The sequence below is a fragment of the Streptomyces stoeckheimensis genome (genome assembly GCF_045822005.1).
In the GTDB taxonomy this organism is placed as follows: domain Bacteria; phylum Actinomycetota; class Actinomycetes; order Streptomycetales; family Streptomycetaceae; genus Streptomyces; species Streptomyces stoeckheimensis.
On sequence record NZ_CP169550.1, the window covers coordinates 3,061,876 to 3,077,483 of the forward strand.

At 70.6% G+C, this 15,608-nt stretch carries 13 protein-coding genes; 7 read left to right on the forward strand and 6 right to left on the reverse strand.

The annotated features are described in order from the left end of the window. The first annotated feature begins 135 nt into the window (after positions 1–135). The 4 genes from ACE1OC_RS13695 to ACE1OC_RS13710 all read left to right on the forward strand — a co-directional run bounded on the left by ACE1OC_RS13695 (position 136) and on the right by ACE1OC_RS13710 (position 8,205). Positions 136–1,923 (forward strand): glycoside hydrolase family 3 protein, encoded by a 1,788-nt coding sequence (locus ACE1OC_RS13695; protein ID WP_407837248.1) that lies wholly within the window; start codon positions 136–138, stop codon positions 1,921–1,923. Between the two features lie 254 nt (positions 1,924–2,177). Continuing rightward, positions 2,178–2,921, forward strand: coding sequence for a response regulator transcription factor (locus ACE1OC_RS13700; RefSeq protein WP_266881101.1), 744 nt, complete (start codon positions 2,178–2,180; stop codon positions 2,919–2,921). After that, entirely contained in the window at positions 2,918–4,012 is a 1,095-nt protein-coding gene (locus tag ACE1OC_RS13705) for a HAMP domain-containing sensor histidine kinase (protein WP_407837249.1), read from the forward strand. Before ACE1OC_RS13700 ends, ACE1OC_RS13705 begins: the two co-directional genes overlap by 4 nt. A 257-nt stretch (positions 4,013–4,269) precedes the next feature. Beyond that, entirely contained in the window at positions 4,270–8,205 is a 3,936-nt protein-coding gene (locus ACE1OC_RS13710; RefSeq protein WP_407837250.1) for a multifunctional oxoglutarate decarboxylase/oxoglutarate dehydrogenase thiamine pyrophosphate-binding subunit/dihydrolipoyllysine-residue succinyltransferase subunit, read from the forward strand. A gap of 152 nt (positions 8,206–8,357) precedes the next feature. Here the strand turns inward: ACE1OC_RS13710 and ACE1OC_RS13715 are convergent, their stop codons facing one another. Then, positions 8,358–9,584, reverse strand: a complete 1,227-nt coding sequence (locus ACE1OC_RS13715; RefSeq protein WP_407837251.1) for an aKG-HExxH-type peptide beta-hydroxylase — start codon at positions 9,582–9,584, stop codon at positions 8,358–8,360. A gap of 145 nt (positions 9,585–9,729) precedes the next feature. Here ACE1OC_RS13715 and ACE1OC_RS13720 point away from each other — a divergent pair, with 145 nt between their 5' ends. Continuing rightward, a complete protein-coding gene (locus ACE1OC_RS13720; RefSeq protein ID WP_064729792.1) occupies positions 9,730–9,915 on the forward strand; it encodes a DUF6104 family protein in 186 nt (61 codons plus the stop codon). A 111-nt stretch (positions 9,916–10,026) separates the two neighbouring features. On the opposite strand, the gene sodN is transcribed toward ACE1OC_RS13720, so the two are convergent. Further along, positions 10,027–10,422: a superoxide dismutase, Ni gene (gene sodN, locus ACE1OC_RS13725; RefSeq protein WP_030709803.1), complete on the reverse strand. Its 396-nt coding sequence runs from the start codon at positions 10,420–10,422 to the stop codon at positions 10,027–10,029. Positions 10,423–10,545: 123 nt separating this feature from the next. Between sodN and sodX the strand changes: the two genes are divergently transcribed. Beyond that, complete coding sequence (sodX, locus tag ACE1OC_RS13730; RefSeq protein WP_375958012.1) at positions 10,546–11,082, forward strand: nickel-type superoxide dismutase maturation protease; 537 nt, start codon at positions 10,546–10,548, stop codon at positions 11,080–11,082. Here the strand turns inward: sodX and ACE1OC_RS13735 are convergent. Further along, complete coding sequence (locus ACE1OC_RS13735) at positions 10,986–11,615, reverse strand: CGNR zinc finger domain-containing protein (RefSeq protein WP_266955249.1); 630 nt, start codon at positions 11,613–11,615, stop codon at positions 10,986–10,988. The two genes, sodX and ACE1OC_RS13735, sit on opposite strands and share 97 nt — an antisense overlap. Positions 11,616–11,694: 79 nt before the next feature. On the opposite strand from ACE1OC_RS13735, the gene ACE1OC_RS13740 reads away from it, so the two are divergent. Then, the gene (locus ACE1OC_RS13740) at positions 11,695–12,471 is read left to right on the forward strand and encodes a class I SAM-dependent methyltransferase (RefSeq protein ID WP_407837252.1); all 777 of its coding nucleotides are present in this window, start codon (positions 11,695–11,697) and stop codon (positions 12,469–12,471) included. Between the two features lie 84 nt (positions 12,472–12,555). Here the strand turns inward: ACE1OC_RS13740 and ACE1OC_RS13745 are convergent, their stop codons facing one another. The 3 genes from ACE1OC_RS13745 to ACE1OC_RS13755 all read right to left on the reverse strand — a co-directional run bounded on the left by ACE1OC_RS13745 (position 12,556) and on the right by ACE1OC_RS13755 (position 15,286). Beyond that, positions 12,556–13,308 carry an amino acid ABC transporter ATP-binding protein gene (locus ACE1OC_RS13745; protein WP_407841451.1) on the reverse strand — a complete coding sequence of 251 codons (753 nt, stop codon included), beginning with the start codon at positions 13,306–13,308 and terminating at the stop codon, positions 12,556–12,558. A gap of 11 nt (positions 13,309–13,319) precedes the next feature. Then, positions 13,320–14,270 carry an amino acid ABC transporter permease gene (locus ACE1OC_RS13750; protein WP_407835349.1) on the reverse strand — a complete coding sequence of 317 codons (951 nt, stop codon included), beginning with the start codon at positions 14,268–14,270 and terminating at the stop codon, positions 13,320–13,322. 68 nt (positions 14,271–14,338) lie between these two features. After that, positions 14,339–15,286 (reverse strand): ABC transporter substrate-binding protein, encoded by a 948-nt coding sequence (locus ACE1OC_RS13755; protein ID WP_407837253.1) that lies wholly within the window; start codon positions 15,284–15,286, stop codon positions 14,339–14,341. Positions 15,287–15,608 lie beyond the last annotated feature (322 nt).

Consider the following 15,608-nt stretch of genomic DNA (forward strand, 5'->3'; position numbering starts at 1 on the left):
CCTGACGACCCCGGCCCCGGCCCCGGCCAGCCGTCCGGCCCCACACCCGCCCCGACGCACGCCCCCACGCACGCTCCCGCTCCCGCACCCGCCTCCGCGACCTCCCGCGCGACCGACCTCCTCAGGAGCCCCGCCATGAACGCCACCCCGACGCCCCCGACCAACCCCGCCACCCCCCTCCCCTACCGCGACGCCTCCCTCCCCGTGGACCGGCGCGTCGAGGACCTGCTCTCCCGCATGACCCTGGAGGAGAAGGCCGGCCAGCTCTTCCACTCGATGCTGATGATGAACGCGGACGGCACCCCGGTCACCGAGACCGACGGCTCGATCCTCCCGTTCACCACCCCCGAGCTGATCGAGGGCCGCCACCTCACGCACTTCAACCTCCTCGGCAGCTACGGCGCCCGCGCGATGGCGACCTGGCAGAACGCCGTCCAGGAAATGGCCGCCGGCACCCGCCTCGGCATCCCGGTGACCCTGTCGACCGACCCCCGGCACTCCTTCACCGACAACGTCGGCGCCTCCTTCAACGCCGGCGCCTTCTCCGCCTGGCCCGAGGCCATCGGCCTGGCCGCGATCGGCGACCCGGAGCTGGTCTTCGAGTTCGCCGACATCATGCGGCGCGAGTACCTCTCCGTCGGTTTCCGCGTCGCCCTGCACCCGCAGATCGACCTGGCCACGGAGCCGCGCTGGGCCCGCCAGTCGGGCACCTTCGGCTCGGACGCGAAGCTGACGGGCGAGCTCGTCCAGGCGTACGTACGCGGCCTGCAGGGCGAGACCCTCGGCGCGGCCTCGGTCTCCGCGATGGTCAAGCACTTCCCCGGCGGCGGCCCGCAGAAGGACGGCGAGGACCCGCACTTCGCGCACGGCAAGGAACAGATCTACCCGGGCGGGATGCGCGAGCACCACCTGGAGCCGTTCAAGGCGGCCATCGCGGCCGGCTGCTCGCAGATGATGCCGTACTACGGCCAGCCCATCGGCACCGACTGGGATGAGGTCGGCTTCGGCTTCAACAAGGGCGTCGTCACCGGCCTGCTCCGCGAGCAGCTCGGCTTCCAGGGCATCGTCTGCACCGACTGGGGCCTGATCACGGACTCGGTGATCTTCGGCGAGCCGCACCCGGCCCGCGCCTGGGGCGTGGAGCACCTGAGCGTCGCCGAGCGGGCGGCCCTGGCGCTGGAGGCGGGCTCGGACCAGTTCGGCGGCGAGCAGTGCCCCGAAGTCGTCGTGGAGCTGGTCCGCTCGGGCCGGATCTCCGAGGCCCGGATCGACGCGTCCGTGCGCCGGCTGCTGCGCGAGAAGTTCGTCCTCGGCCTCTTCGAGAACCCGTACGTGGACCCGGACGCGGCGGCCGAGACCGTCGGCCGCGCCGACTTCGCGGCGGCCGGCGCCGCGGCCCAGCGGCGCTCCCTGACGGTGCTCACCAACACCGGGAAGACCCTGCCGGTCTCCGGCCGGCCGAAGCTGTACGTCAAGGACGTGGACGCGGACGTCGCGGCGGCGTACGGCGAACTCGTGTCCGACCCGGCCGAGGCGGACCTGGCGGTGCTGCGGCTGCGCACCCCGCACGAGCCCCGCACGAACATCTTCGAGTCCTTCTTCCACTCGGGTTCGCTGGCCTTCCCCGAGCCGGAGCTCACCGGGATCCTGTCCTTCCTGGACGCCGTCCCGACCCTGGTCTGCATCAACCTGGAGCGGGCCGCGGTGATCCCCGAGATCGCGGAGCGGGCGGCCGCACTGATCGCGGACTACGGGGCTTCGGACGCCGCCCTCCTGGACGTGGCCTTCGGCCGGGCGGCCGCCGGGGGGCGGCTGCCCTTCGAACTCCCGCGCTCCATGGAGGCGGTGGCCGCCTCCCGCCCGGACGTCCCGAACGACACCGAGAACCCGGTGTTCCCGCACGGCCACGGCCTGACCCTGTAGCCCTGCGGGGCCCGCAGGCCCCTGGGGCTCCGCCCCAGACCCCGCGCCTCAAACGCCGGCGAGGCTGGATTTTCCAGCCCGCCGGCGTTCTCATGCGGGCCGGCGCCGGCCAAATCCAGTCCGCCCGGCGTTTGAACCGCAGGTCCGGGGGCAGAGGCCCCGGCAACGAACCCGCGCAGCGAACCCGTCATAGCCGGAGCTCAGCCGCTCCTCTACGCTGCACCCCTACCACGCGGGATCTTCAGGGGCGGGACATGGAACAGACGCACACCACCACCCACAACGGCGCCGCGGCCACCCCCGGCGCGCAGCGGCGGGTACTCGTCGTCGAGGACGACCACACCATCGCGGAGGCCATCGCGGCCCGGCTCCGCGCCGAGGGCTTCCAGGTCCAGACGGCCGCGGACGGGCCGGCGGCCGTGGCCGCGGCCGAGGGCTGGCTGCCGGACCTCCTGGTCCTGGACGTCATGCTGCCGGGCTTCGACGGCCTGGAGGTCTGCCGCCGGGTCCAGGCCCAGCGGCCCGTCCCGGTGCTCATGCTCACCGCCCGGGACGACGAGACCGACATGCTCGTCGGCCTCGGGGTCGGCGCCGACGACTACATGACGAAGCCCTTCTCGATGCGCGAGCTGGCCGCGCGGGTCCACGTACTCCTGCGGCGGGTGGAGCGGGCCAACGTGGCCGCGCACGCCCCGCGCGGAGCCACCCTGCGCCTCGGCGATCTGGAGATCGACCACGCGCAGCGCCGGGTCCGCGTGCACACCGAGGACGTGCACCTGACGCCGACGGAGTTCGACCTGCTGGTGTGCCTGGCCGGGACCCCGCGGGCGGTGCTCTCGCGGGAGCAGCTGCTCGCCGAGGTGTGGGACTGGGCCGACGCGTCCGGGACCCGTACGGTCGACAGCCACATCAAGGCGCTGCGCCGGAAGATCGGCGCCGAGCGGATCCGTACGGTCCACGGCGTCGGGTACGCCCTGGAGACCCCGGCGCAGCCGTGAGCGGCTACCGGCCGCCGGGGCAGCGGCCGACCGGGGGGCTGCGGCCCTTCTCACCGTTCTCGATCAAGACCAAGCTGGGCACGCTCGTGGTGGTGTCGGTCTTCATCACCACGGGCCTGCTGATGGTGGCCTTGCGCACGGCCACCGAGGTGCGCTTCATCACGGTGTTCTCGGTGATCGCCTCGATGCTGATCACCCAGTTCGTGGCGCACAGCCTGACGGCGCCGCTGGACGACATGACCACCGTGGCCCGGGCGATATCCCACGGGGACTACACGCGCCGGGTGCGCGGGGCGGGCCGCCGCGACGAGCTGGGCGACCTGGCCTCCACCATCAATCTGATGGCGGACGACCTGGAGGCGGTGGACCGGCACCGCAAGGAGCTCGTCGCCAACGTCTCGCACGAGCTGCGCACCCCGATCGCGGCCCTGCGGGCGGTACTGGAGAACGTGGTGGACGGGGTCTCCGCCGCCGACCCCGAGACCATGCGCACGGCCCTGAAGCAGACCGAGCGGCTCGGCCGGCTGGTGGAGACCCTGCTGGACCTCTCCCGCGTGGACAACGGGGTGGTGCCGCTGCGGGCCCGCCGCTTCGAGGTGTGGCCCTACCTGTCGGGGGTGCTGAAGGAGTCGGGCCTGGCGGCCGCCGGCCGGCCGGGGCTGTCCTCCGGCTCGGGCGGGCACACCCGCAACGACGTCCACCTCCACCTGGACGTGTCCCCGCCGGACCTGACGGCGTACGCGGACGCCGAGCGGCTGCACCAGGTGGTGGCGAACCTGATCGACAACGCGGTCAAGCACAGCCCGCCGCACGGCCGGGTCACGGTCCACGCCCGGGCGGGCGACGCGCCCGGAGGTCTGGTGCTCGAAGTCCGGGACGAAGGTCCCGGAATTCCGGAGGCGGAGCGCCACCGGGTCTTCGAGCGGTTCAACCGGGGCAGCGCGAGGGGCGGCGACGGCGGCACGGGCCTGGGCCTGGCCATCGCCCGCTGGGCGGTCGGCCTGCACGGGGGCGACATCGGAGTGGCCGAATCGTCACGGGGCTGCCGGATCCTTGTCACACTTCCGGGCAGCTCGCAGGCATCGAGTTGACGTAGGGTTCGAGTGGGAAGGACATGATCTCGGCCACACAAGCCGGGGTCCGTCAGGGGTGCGAAGCCAGGGGGCCGCAACCGCGGTGCCTCCTGCCCGAACCACGCTTGTTTCCCGCCATTCCTGGTGGTGAAACCCGCCGTTCGATGTGACCTACGCGACGTAAGTCCCGCCCGGTCTGCATCTCACGGCCCGGGAGGCGTAGCCTTTATTCCCGCTGTCCATACCTTGTGAAGCGGAAGAGGGCGGTTGCCGCCGTGTCGCCACAGTCCCCCAGTAACTCGAGCACCACGACCGAAGCAGGAGAAGGCGGGAAGAACCCCGCCCCAGGCTTCGGCGCGAATGAGTGGCTCGTCGACGAGATCTATCAGCAGTACCTCCAGGACCCGAACTCGGTCGACCGGGCCTGGTGGGACTTCTTCGCCGACTACAAGCCGGGGGGCGCTGTCGCTCCGGTGAAGGCGGATAAGCCCACGGACCGGCCCGCTCCCCCCGCCGCGACGACGACGGACGGCGCCTCCGCACAGGCCGCCCCCGTCACCGCCGCGACTCCGCAGGCTTCCGACGCCGCCGCCACAGGGACGGCGAGCCTCGCGCCCGCCACCCCGGTCGCCGCGCCCACGACGCCCGTGTCAGCACCTGCCCCTGTACCTGCCACCCCCTCTGGTGCCCCTGCTGTGACTGTCACCTCCCAGGCCCCGGCCGCCGCCGCACCGGCTGCCGCTGCCCCTCAGGCCCCGGCTCCCGCCGCCGCCCCCGCCTCCGTAGCCCCCCAGAAGGCCGCGCCCGCCACCGAGGCCCCTGCCGGCCCCGAACTGGTGACGCTCCGCGGCCCGGCGGCTGCCGTGGTCAAGAACATGAACGCCTCCCTGGAAGTGCCGACGGCCACGTCCGTCCGAGCCGTCCCGGTGAAGCTGCTGTTCGACAACCGCATCGTCATCAACAACCACCTGAAGCGCGCCCGGGGCGGGAAGATCTCCTTCACCCACCTCATCGGCTACGCGATGGTGCAGGCCATCAAGGCCATGCCGTCGATGAACTACTCCTTCGCGGAGAAGGACGGCAAGCCGACCCTGGTCAAGCCGGAGCACATCAACTTCGGCCTCGCGATCGACCTGGTGAAGCCCAACGGCGACCGCCAGCTCGTCGTCGCCGGCATCAAGAAGGCCGAGACCCTCAACTTCTTCGAGTTCTGGCAGGCCTACGAGGACATCGTCCGCCGGGCCCGCATCGGCAAGCTGACGATGGACGACTTCACCGGGGTGACGGTCTCCCTCACCAACCCCGGCGGCCTGGGCACCGTCCATTCCGTGCCCCGCCTGATGCCCGGACAGTCGGTCATCATGGGCGTCGGCTCCATGGACTACCCCGCCGAGTTCCAGGGCACCTCGCAGGACACCCTGAACAAGCTGGGCATCTCCAAGGTCATGACCCTGACCTCGACCTACGACCACCGGGTCATCCAGGGCGCGGCCTCCGGCGAGTTCCTGCGCATCGTCGCGAACATGCTGCTCGGCGAGAGCGGCTTCTACGACGACGTCTTCGAGGCGCTGCGCATCCCGTACGAGCCGGTCCGCTGGCTCCGGGACATCGACGCCTCGCACGACGACGACGTCACGAAGGCCGCCCGCGTCTTCGAGCTGATCCACTCCTACCGGGTCCGCGGCCACGTCATGGCCGACACCGACCCGCTGGAGTACAAGCAGCGCAAGCACCCCGACCTCGACATCACCGAGCACGGCCTCACCCTGTGGGACCTGGAGCGCGAGTTCGCGGTCGGCGGCTTCTCCGGCAAGTCGATGATGAAGCTCCGCGACATCCTCGGCGTGCTGCGCGACTCGTACTGCCGCACCACCGGCGTCGAGTTCATGCACATCCAGGACCCGAAGCAGCGCCGCTGGATCCAGGACCGCATCGAGCGCCCGCACTCCAAGCCGGAGCGCGAGGAGCAGCTGCGGATCCTGCGCCGGCTGAACGCGGCGGAGGCCTTCGAGACCTTCCTGCAGACGAAGTACGTCGGCCAGAAGCGCTTCTCCCTGGAGGGCGGCGAGTCCGTCATCCCGCTGCTCGACGCCGTCATCGACTCGGCCGCCGAGGCCCGCCTCGAAGAGGTCGCGATCGGCATGGCCCACCGCGGCCGCCTGAACGTCCTGGCGAACATCGTCGGCAAGTCGTACGCGCAGATCTTCCGCGAGTTCGAGGGCAACCTCGACCCGAAGTCCATGCACGGCTCCGGCGACGTCAAGTACCACCTGGGCGCCAACGGCACCTTCACGGGCCTGGACGGGGAGCAGATCAAGGTCTCGCTCGTCGCCAACCCCTCGCACCTGGAGGCGGTGGACCCGGTCCTGGAGGGCGTGGTCCGCGCCAAGCAGGACATCATCAACAAGGGCGGCACGGACTTCACGGTCCTGCCCGTCGCCCTGCACGGCGACGCGGCCTTCGCGGGCCAGGGCGTCGTCGCCGAGACGCTGAACATGTCGCAGCTGCGCGGTTACCGCACCGGCGGCACCGTGCACGTGGTCATCAACAACCAGGTCGGCTTCACCGCCGCCCCGGAGTCCTCGCGTTCCTCGATGTACGCGACCGACGTGGCCCGCATGATCGAGGCGCCGATCTTCCACGTGAACGGCGACGACCCGGAGGCGGTGGTCCGCATCGCGCGGCTCGCCTTCGAGTTCCGTCAGGCGTTCAACAAGGACGTGGTCATCGACCTCATCTGCTACCGCCGCCGCGGTCACAACGAGTCGGACAACCCGGCGTTCACGCAGCCGCTGATGTACGACCTGATCGACAAGAAGCGCTCGGTGCGCAAGCTGTACACCGAGTCCCTCATCGGTCGCGGCGACATCACCCTGGAAGAGGCGGAGCAGGCGCTCCAGGACTTCCAGGGCCAGCTGGAGAAGGTCTTCGCGGAGGTCCGCGAGGCCGCCACGCAGCCCGCGGTCACCACGGTGGCGCCCGCCCAGGTCGCGCAGGAGTTCCCGGTCGCCGTGAACACCGCGATCTCCCAGGAGGTCGTCAAGCGGATCGCCGAGGCCCAGGTCAACATCCCCGACGGCCACACGGTCCACCCGCGCCTGCTGCCGCAGCTGCAGCGCCGCGCGGCGATGATCGACGACGGCACCATCGACTGGGGCATGGGCGAGACCCTGGCCTTCGGCTCGCTGCTGATGGAGGGCACCCCGGTCCGGCTGTCCGGCCAGGACTCCCGCCGCGGCACCTTCGGTCAGCGCCACGCGGTCCTCATCGACCGGGAGACGGGCGAGGACTACACCCCGCTGCTCTACCTGTCGGACGACCAGGCCCGCTACAACGTCTACGACTCGCTGCTCTCCGAGTACGCGGCCATGGGCTTCGAGTACGGCTACTCGCTGGCCCGCCCGGACGCGCTGGTCCTCTGGGAGGCCCAGTTCGGCGACTTCGTCAACGGCGCGCAGACCGTCGTCGACGAGTTCATCTCCTCCGCCGAGCAGAAGTGGGGCCAGACGTCCGGCGTCACGCTCCTCCTGCCGCACGGCTACGAGGGCCAGGGCCCGGACCACTCGTCCGCCCGCCCGGAGCGCTTCCTGCAGATGTGCGCGCAGGACAACATGACGGTGGCCATGCCCACGCTCCCGTCGAACTACTTCCACCTGCTGCGCTGGCAGGTCCACAACCCGCACCACAAGCCGCTCATCGTCTTCACCCCGAAGTCGATGCTGCGTCTGAAGGCGGCGGCGTCGAAGGCGGAGGAGTTCACGACCGGTTCGTTCCGTCCGGTCATCGGCGACACCCGGATCTCCTCCGGAGCGGGTGACCCGAACGAGATCCGCAAGGTCGTCTTCTGCGCGGGCAAGGTCTACTACGACCTGGAGGCCGAGCGCGAGAAGCGCGGCATCACCGACACGGCGATCATCCGCATCGAGCGCCTCTACCCCCTCCCGGGTGCCGAACTCCAGGCAGAGATCGCCAAGTTCCCGAACGCGGCGAAGTACATCTGGGCCCAGGAGGAGCCGGCGAACCAGGGCGCGTGGCCCTTCATCGCGCTCAACCTGATCGACCACCTCGACCTGGCGGTCGGCGCGGACGTCCCGGCCGGCGAGCGCCTGCGCCGCATCTCCCGCCCGCACGGCTCGTCCCCGGCGGTCGGCTCGGCCAAGCGCCACCAGGCGGAGCAGCAGCTCCTCCTCAACGAGGTCTTCGAGGCGTAAGCCTCACACCTCCCGGAAGGCCCGGCCCCCCTGCGGGGGCCGGGCCTTCCGGCGCTTCCAGCCCGTCCGGCGTTCGCGGACCGGGTCCGGGCAGAGCCCGGGGAACGGTGGAAGGGCGGGTAGGGGACGGCCCCGCGCAGCGGCCCACCCCGTCAGCCGGACGCGTACGGGGCCAGGTTCGGGTGCGCCTCGCACCAGGCGGCCCGGTCCCGCTCCACCACCCCGCGGGCCACCGCGTACCGAGACCCCGGCGCCGGCACCCCGTCCATGGCCCGCTCCGCAGCAGCCATCGCCTCGGCGAACACCCGACCCCCCGGGGTGAGTTCCGGGCACGACACCAGAACGGGCAGCACCGCCGCCACCTGCGCCCGCACCCGCGCGTGCTGCGCCCACGCCCCCCTGGCCCCGTAGAGCGCCGCGCGCTGCCAGTAGCCCGCCAGTCCGAGATGCGCGTACGCGCCCCGCAGGAGCCCCTCCAGCGGCCGCGGATCGGTCCTCCAGGGTGCCCAGTACCGTGCGGCACGGTCGGCGGTGTGCAGCGGGAGCACCTCCGCGAGGGCCGCCAGCTTCCCGTGCTGCACTTCGAACACGAGGGTCGCGGCCAGCGCGGGCGGCGGCTGGGCCCGCGCCAGGACGGAGCCCGCCGCGGCGGGCAGGGTCGCGCCGTAGGACCGGGAGCTGCCGGACAGCGGGACCAGGCAGCGCAGCAGCCTGCCGGCCTCCTCCGCGCGGGCGGTGTCGTAGCGCCGCAGCAGGCTGAGGGCCCCGGACCACTGGGTGTCCCAGCGCTTGTGCCCCTTGGGGGTGAGCCGCCGGGCGGCGGGCACCGTCCCGGGGGCGCGGTACGGGTCCAGGTCGTCCAGGGCGGTCCGCCCGTCGGGCAGCGCGTGCAGGGCCAGCGCCTCCGGGTTGCCGGGGTCCCAGGAGCCCTCGGTGAGGGCGAGCGGGCCCGGCCGGTCCGGGCGCAGCAGTCCGAGGGTGGGCAGGGCGAGGCGTCCGTGCGCGGGCCGCAGCGTGATCTTGAAGCCGATCCCGGCGCGCAGCGCCGCGGCGGCGGCGAGCGCCCCGAGGTGTCCGAGGTCCGCGGGCGGCCCGTGCCGCGTGCGCAGCCGGCGCAGCGTCTCCTCGGCCCACACCCCGGTGGCCGGATAGTGCACCACGTCGGCCACCGCGCCGGGGTCGCGGCGCCCGGCCTCCGCCAGCAGGGCCCAGCGCTCGGCGGCCTCCCCGGCGCGGGCGCCGGGCAGTTCCCCGAGCTCGCGCAGCAGCCGCAGCCGCCGGGCCCGCCGTACGCCGCACACCAGCGCGGTCCCCTCGGCGGACGGCTCGGTGGAACCGAGGGCCCGCAGCACGCCGTCGCTCGGCTCGGGGTGATCCATGCATACCTCCCGCCGCGGACCCTTCATCCCTGCCCTGGGGAGGGGCTCCGCGAACGGCGGAAAGCGGTCAGGTCCGGGCCCGGCGGGGCGGCGGATTATCCTGACGGGACACACCCGAACACCCGACCACCGCACGGAGCCCGACTTGTACTTCACCGATCGCGGCATCGAGGAGCTGGAGAAGCGGCGCGGCGAGGAGGAGGTCACCTTCGAGTGGCTCGCCGAGCAGCTGCGCACCTTCGTCGACCTGAACCCGGACTTCGAGGTCCCGGTGGAACGCCTCGCCACCTGGCTGGCCCGCCTGGACGACGAGGACGAGGACGAGGACTAGAGCGAGTAGCCGGCAGCACGACGAACGGCATGACGAAGGGGCCCGACCGCAGTGCGGTCGGGCCCCTTCGTCATCGTCCTCGGGACAAGGCCGATCAGGCGCGGAGCCTGATCAGGCGGCCTTGGTCTCCCAGAAGATGCGGTCGATCTCGGCGATGAGCTCCAGCGCCTTGGCGCCGGTCGCCGGGTCGTTCGACGCCTTGGCGGCCGAGAGGGCCTTCAGGGTGTCGTTGACCAGGGTGTGCAGCTGCGGGTACTTCTCGAAGTGCGGCGGCTTGAAGTAGTCGCTCCACAGCACGGAGACGTGGTGCTTCGCGAGCTCGGCGCGCTGCTCCTTGATGGTGATGGCGCGCGCGCGGAAGTCGGCGTCGTCGTTGGCCTGGTACTTCTCCTGCACGGCCTTGACGGACTCGGCCTCGATGCGGGCCTGGGCAGGGTCGTACACGCCGCACGGAAGATCGCAGTGGGCGGAGACCTTCGCCTTGGGGGCGAAGAGGCGGGAAAGCATGGAGTTTGTCCTCCTCGTGATCGTCTTCTCAAGGGGGAGATTACTCCGTGAGAAAGACGATTTCGCGGCCGCCCCCGTGGGGTTGGGACAAAAGTCCAGGGGTGTGCCCGGGCCGGTGACCGAATGTACGGAAGAGTGCGGCAGCATGCGGGGGGCACGAAGAGTGGACCAGAGCGGTTACGGAGGTCACGGATGACGGGGAGCACGCGCTCGCGCGGCCGGTCGCGGGAGTGGGAGTCGCCGTTGAAAAGGATCGGGACCGTGGAGGTGAGCGGCCCCTCGATGGCGCCGACCCTGGAGAACGGGGACCAGCTGCTGGTCCGCTACGGGGCCCCCGTGCGGCCGGGCCACGTGGTGGTGCTGCGCCACCCGTTCCAGCAGGACCTGCTGGTCGTGAAGCGGGCGGCGGAGCGGCGGCCGGGCGGCTGGTGGGTGCTGGGCGACAACCCGTACAACGAGACGGGCGACAGCACGGACTACGGCGCGGTCCCCGACGAGCTGGTGCTGGCGACGGCGGTGGTCCGCTTCCGGCCGCGCCCCCGGCCGGAACACGCGGCGGAGGGTCAGCGCTCGCTGAGGGCGTGGCTCTCCTGGGCTTCCTCGGCGCTGCGCCCGCTGTGGGCGGACTCCTCGGCCTCCAGCCGCTTGCGGGCGCGATAGGCGGCGACGTTGGCGCGCGTGGCGCACCGGTCGGAGCAGTACCGCCGGGAGCGGTTGGTGGAGGTGTCGAGGTAGGCGTTGCGGCAGGGCGGGGCCTGGCAGAGGCCGAGCCGGTCCGGGCCGTGCTCGGTGAGGTGGAAGGCCAGCCCGAAGCACGCGATCGCGGCGTAGCCGGCGGAGGCGTTGGAGGGGTGGTCGGCCAGGTGGATGTGCCAGTTCGGGCCGCCGTGCTCGCCGATCGTCTCGTGCCCCGAGACCTGCGGGCTGACCGGGAACTCCATGAGCAGTGAGTTCAGCAGGTCGACGGCGAGGACGTGGTCCCCGCCGTCGGCGGCCTCGAAGACGGTGCGCAGCCGGCCGCGGACGTTGCGGAAGCGGGTGACGTCACCGTCCGTGACCCGGCGGGCCATCTGGACGCTGGCACCGAAGAGCGCACGGACGGCGTCCACGGAGGTCAGCGAGTCCTTGTTGCGGGCCGGCTCCTCGGTGTTGACCAGGCGCACGGCGTAGTCCGAGTAATGGGCCAGTTCCACTTGTAGTCCTTACGGCTGCAGATTAGTGTCTCCGGTAACGGCTGAGACATGTTCGAGGGTATTACGCGTGGAGGATTTCGTGGCGGATACGGCACGCTTCGATACGGCAGCACCGACCGACTGGCAGGCCTGGCAGGACAGCTGGGACCGGCAGCAGGAGTGGTACATGCCGGACCGCGAGGAGCGGTTCCGGGTGATGCTGGACATGGTGGAGGCTCTGGTCGGCACAGCCCCCCGGGTGCTCGATCTCGCGTGCGGTACGGGAAGTATCACGGACCGCGTCTTCAAGAGGTTCCCGGAATCCACCAGTACGGGAGTCGATCTCGACCCCGCGCTGTTGACGATCGCCCGCGGCCACTTCGCCGGCGACCCCCGCGTCACTTTCGTGACCGCCGACCTCAAGGACCCCGACTGGCGCGCGGCCCTCCCCCACGGCTCCTACGACGCCATCCTGACGGCCACCGCCCTGCACTGGCTGCCCAGCGAGGACCTCGCCGTCCTCTACGGGCAGCTCGCGCCCCTGCTGCGCACCGGCGGGGTGTTCATGAACGCCGACCACATGCCCGACCCCGCCACCCCCCGGATCAACGCCGCCGAGCGCGCACACCGGCACGGCGGAATGGACCGGGCGAAGGCGGCCGGGGCGCTGGACTGGCGCGAGTGGTGGGAGCTCGCGGCCGCCGACCCCGTGCTCGCCGAGCCGACGAAGGCCCGTTTCGAGATCTACGGCGAGCACGCCGACGGGGACACCCCGCCGGAGTCCTGGCACGCGGCCACGCTGCGCGACGCCGGCTTCTCGGAGGCCCGTACGGTCTGGCGCTCGCCCTCCGACGGGCTGGTGCTGGCCCTGAAGTAGGCCCCGGCCCGCAGTGCGGGCCGGACGTGCCTGAGGGGCGGTACGGATGTCCGTACCGCCCCTCACGCGTGGAACGCCGCCGGCCTACAGGACCTTCGAGAGGAAGGCCTTCGTCCGGTCGTGCTGCGGGTTGCCCAGGACCTCGCGGGGGTGGCCGGATTCGACCACCACACCGCCGTCCATGAAGACGAGGTTGTCGCCGACCTCGCGGGCGAAACCCATCTCGTGGGTGACCACGATCATGGTCATGCCCGACTCGGCCAGGTCCCGCATGACGTCGAGGACGTCACCGACGAGCTCCGGGTCGAGCGCCGAGGTGGGCTCGTCGAAGAGCATCAGCTTCGGCTCCATCGCCAGCGCACGGGCGATCGCCACACGCTGCTGCTGACCACCGGAGAGCTGGGTGGGATAGTTCCCGCCCTTGTCGCCGAGACCGACCCGGTCCAGGAGCTTGACCGCACGCGCCCGCGCGACGGCCTTGCTCTCGCCCTTGACCATGACCGGGGCTTCCATGACGTTCTCTATGGCCGTCATGTGCGGGAAGAGGTTGAACCGCTGGAAGACCATGCCGATGTCCCGGCGCTGCGCCGCGACCTCGCTGTCCTTCAGCTCGTAGAGCTTCCCGGCCTTCTCCTTGTAGCCGACCAGCTGGCCGTCCACCGAGAGCCGCCCGGCATTGATGCGCTCCAGGTGGTTGATGCAGCGCAGGAACGTCGACTTGCCGGAGCCCGACGGGCCGACCAGGCAGAACACCTCGCGGGGAGCGACTTCGAGGTCGATGCCCCGCAGGATGTGGGCGGCGCCGTACGACTTGTGGACGGCCTCGGCCTTGACCATCGGCTGGGCGGTCACTTCGCCACCTCCGTACGGCGGAACATGTTCAGGTTGGCCTTGAGCCGCTGGAGCGGCGTGGGCGGCAGGGAACGCAGCGAACCACGCGCGTAACGGCGCTCCAGGTAGTACTGCCCGACGCTGAACACACTGGTCAGAGCCAGGTACCAGATGGAGGCGACGAACAGCATCTCCATGATCGCACCGGCCGTGGACCCGATGTTCGACGAGGCCCGCAAAAGCTCGGTGTACTGCACCGCCGACACCAGGGACGAGGTCTTCAGCATGTTGATGAACTCGTTGCCCGACGGCGGGATGATCACGCGCATCGCCTGCGGGAGGACCACACGGCGCATGGTCTGCGTCTGGGTCATGCCCAGCGCGTGCGAGGCCTCGCCCTGGCCCTCGTCGACGGACTGGATGCCCGCACGGACGATCTCCGCCATGTACGCGCCCTCGTTCAGGCCCAGCCCCAGCAGGGCGACCATGAACGGGGTCATCAGCTCGACGGTCTCCTGCTTGTAGATCGGGCCGAGGTTCACGTACTGGAAGATCAACGACAGGTTGAACCACACCAGCAGCTGCACGTAGACCGGAGTACCGCGGAAGAACCAGATGTAGAGCCAGGCGACCGTGTTGGTCACCGGGTTCTTCGAAAGCCGCATGACCGCGAAGAGGATGCCGAGCACCAGGCCCAGCGCCATCGCGGACACACTGATGATCACGGTGTTGCCGAGGCCGGCGATGATCGAGGGATCGAAGAGCTTGTCCCCGACCGTCTTCCAGATCACATTGCCCTGCGAGAAGGCGTAGACCAGCCAGCCCAGCAGGACGATGACCACGACACCGCTGACCCAGCGGCCGTAATGCCGCACGGGGATTGCCTTGATGGCCTCGTACGGGGTACCCGAGGCGCCGGGCCCGGCCGGCGGGGTCGCCGCCGGATCCTTGTCGATCTTGTCAGTCACAACGACTGCCCTTCAGTGGAGCTCAGGAACCAGGGTCCGGGGGCGCGGGCGCCCCCGGACCGCACGGGTCACTTGCCTGCGTTGACCGTCGCGGACTGAACGGCGCTGTCCTTGACGTTCCACTTCTCCAGGACCTTGGCGTAGGAGCCGTCCTTGATGATCGCGTCGAGGGCCTGCTTCAGCGCGTCGCGCAGCTGGGTGTTTTCCTTGCTGACGCCGATGCCGAAGAGGCCGACGTCGGCCTGCGCGCCGCCGACCTCGAAGTCGTTGCCGCCGCCCGAGGTCTTCGCGATGTACGCGGCGACCGGGAAGTCGTTCAGGTCGGCCACGGCGCCGCCGGCCTTGACGCGGGTCTGGGCCTCGGCGTCGGTGTCGAAGGCCTCGATGGTGAGCTTCTTGTCACCGCACTTCGTGGCCTGCGCCTTGAAGGTGTCCTCGTAGATCGTGCCGCGCTGGACGGCGACGGTCTTGCCGCAGAGGTCGTCCAGGGACTTGATGTTCTGCGGGTTGCCCTTCTTGACGAGGAGCGAGACGCCGGAGGAGAAGTAGTCGACGAAGTCGATCCCCTTGCCGATCTGCTTGCCCTCGTCGTCGAGGCCCTTCTGGCGCTTCTCGTTGTCCGTGACCGAGGACATGATCACGTCCTGGCGGCCGGAGTAGATCGAGGTGATCAGACCGTCGAAGCTGCCCGAGGTGAACTCGAACTTCACGCCGAGCTGCTTGCCCAGGGCCTCGGCGATGTCGGGGTCGACACCGACGATCTTGCCGCCCTCGGTGAACTCCATCGGCGCGTACGCCGCGTCCGTGCCGACCTTGATGACACCCGCGTCCTGGATCTTCTTCGGCAGGGCGGAGAAGAGGGGGGCGGAGTTGGACTTCGTCGCGTCCCCGGACCCCTTCTTCTCGGTCTGGTCTCCACAGCCGGTGAGGATCAGGGCGCCGGCGACCGCGATCGCGCCGACCGCGGCGATCCGGGACCGGGCGGCGGTCGTACGGCGGGTGGTGCTAGCGGTCATGAGCTGGTTCCTCCGGCAGGTGGAAAGCATCGAAAAGCGGTCGGGCACGCCCCATCGAGTGTCGCGACCTTGTGTGATTAGGGGCATCTTGCCATTCGGACTGAGTCATTCAGGCAGCCCGTCAGGTCAAAATCGGATAACGGCAGCCGCTTCGTACCCAACAGGACTGCGGACAAGGGGCCTCAGAACCGCACGAACGGCCGTGACCTGGTCCTTTTGCCGCACTATTTGCGGCGCGTCTCGCCCATCGGACAGAGAGGTTTGGACTTTTCGCCAAAACCGGGACAAGGAGCTTATGGTCGAGCGGGAATCGACTCGTCTG

Coding starts and splice junctions, on each gene's coding strand:
- ACE1OC_RS13695 (WP_407837248.1), top strand. CDS start 136: ATGAACGCCACCCCGACGCCCCCGACCAACCCCGCCACCCCCCTCCCC.
- ACE1OC_RS13700 (WP_266881101.1), top strand. CDS start 2,178: ATGGAACAGACGCACACCACCACCCACAACGGCGCCGCGGCCACCCCC.
- ACE1OC_RS13715 (WP_407837251.1), bottom strand. CDS start 9,584: ATGGATCACCCCGAGCCGAGCGACGGCGTGCTGCGGGCCCTCGGTTCC.
- sodN (WP_030709803.1), bottom strand. CDS start 10,422: ATGCTTTCCCGCCTCTTCGCCCCCAAGGCGAAGGTCTCCGCCCACTGC.
- sodX (WP_375958012.1), top strand. CDS start 10,546: ATGTACGGAAGAGTGCGGCAGCATGCGGGGGGCACGAAGAGTGGACCA.
- ACE1OC_RS13745 (WP_407841451.1), bottom strand. CDS start 13,308: ATGGTCAAGGCCGAGGCCGTCCACAAGTCGTACGGCGCCGCCCACATC.
- ACE1OC_RS13755 (WP_407837253.1), bottom strand. CDS start 15,286: ATGACCGCTAGCACCACCCGCCGTACGACCGCCGCCCGGTCCCGGATC.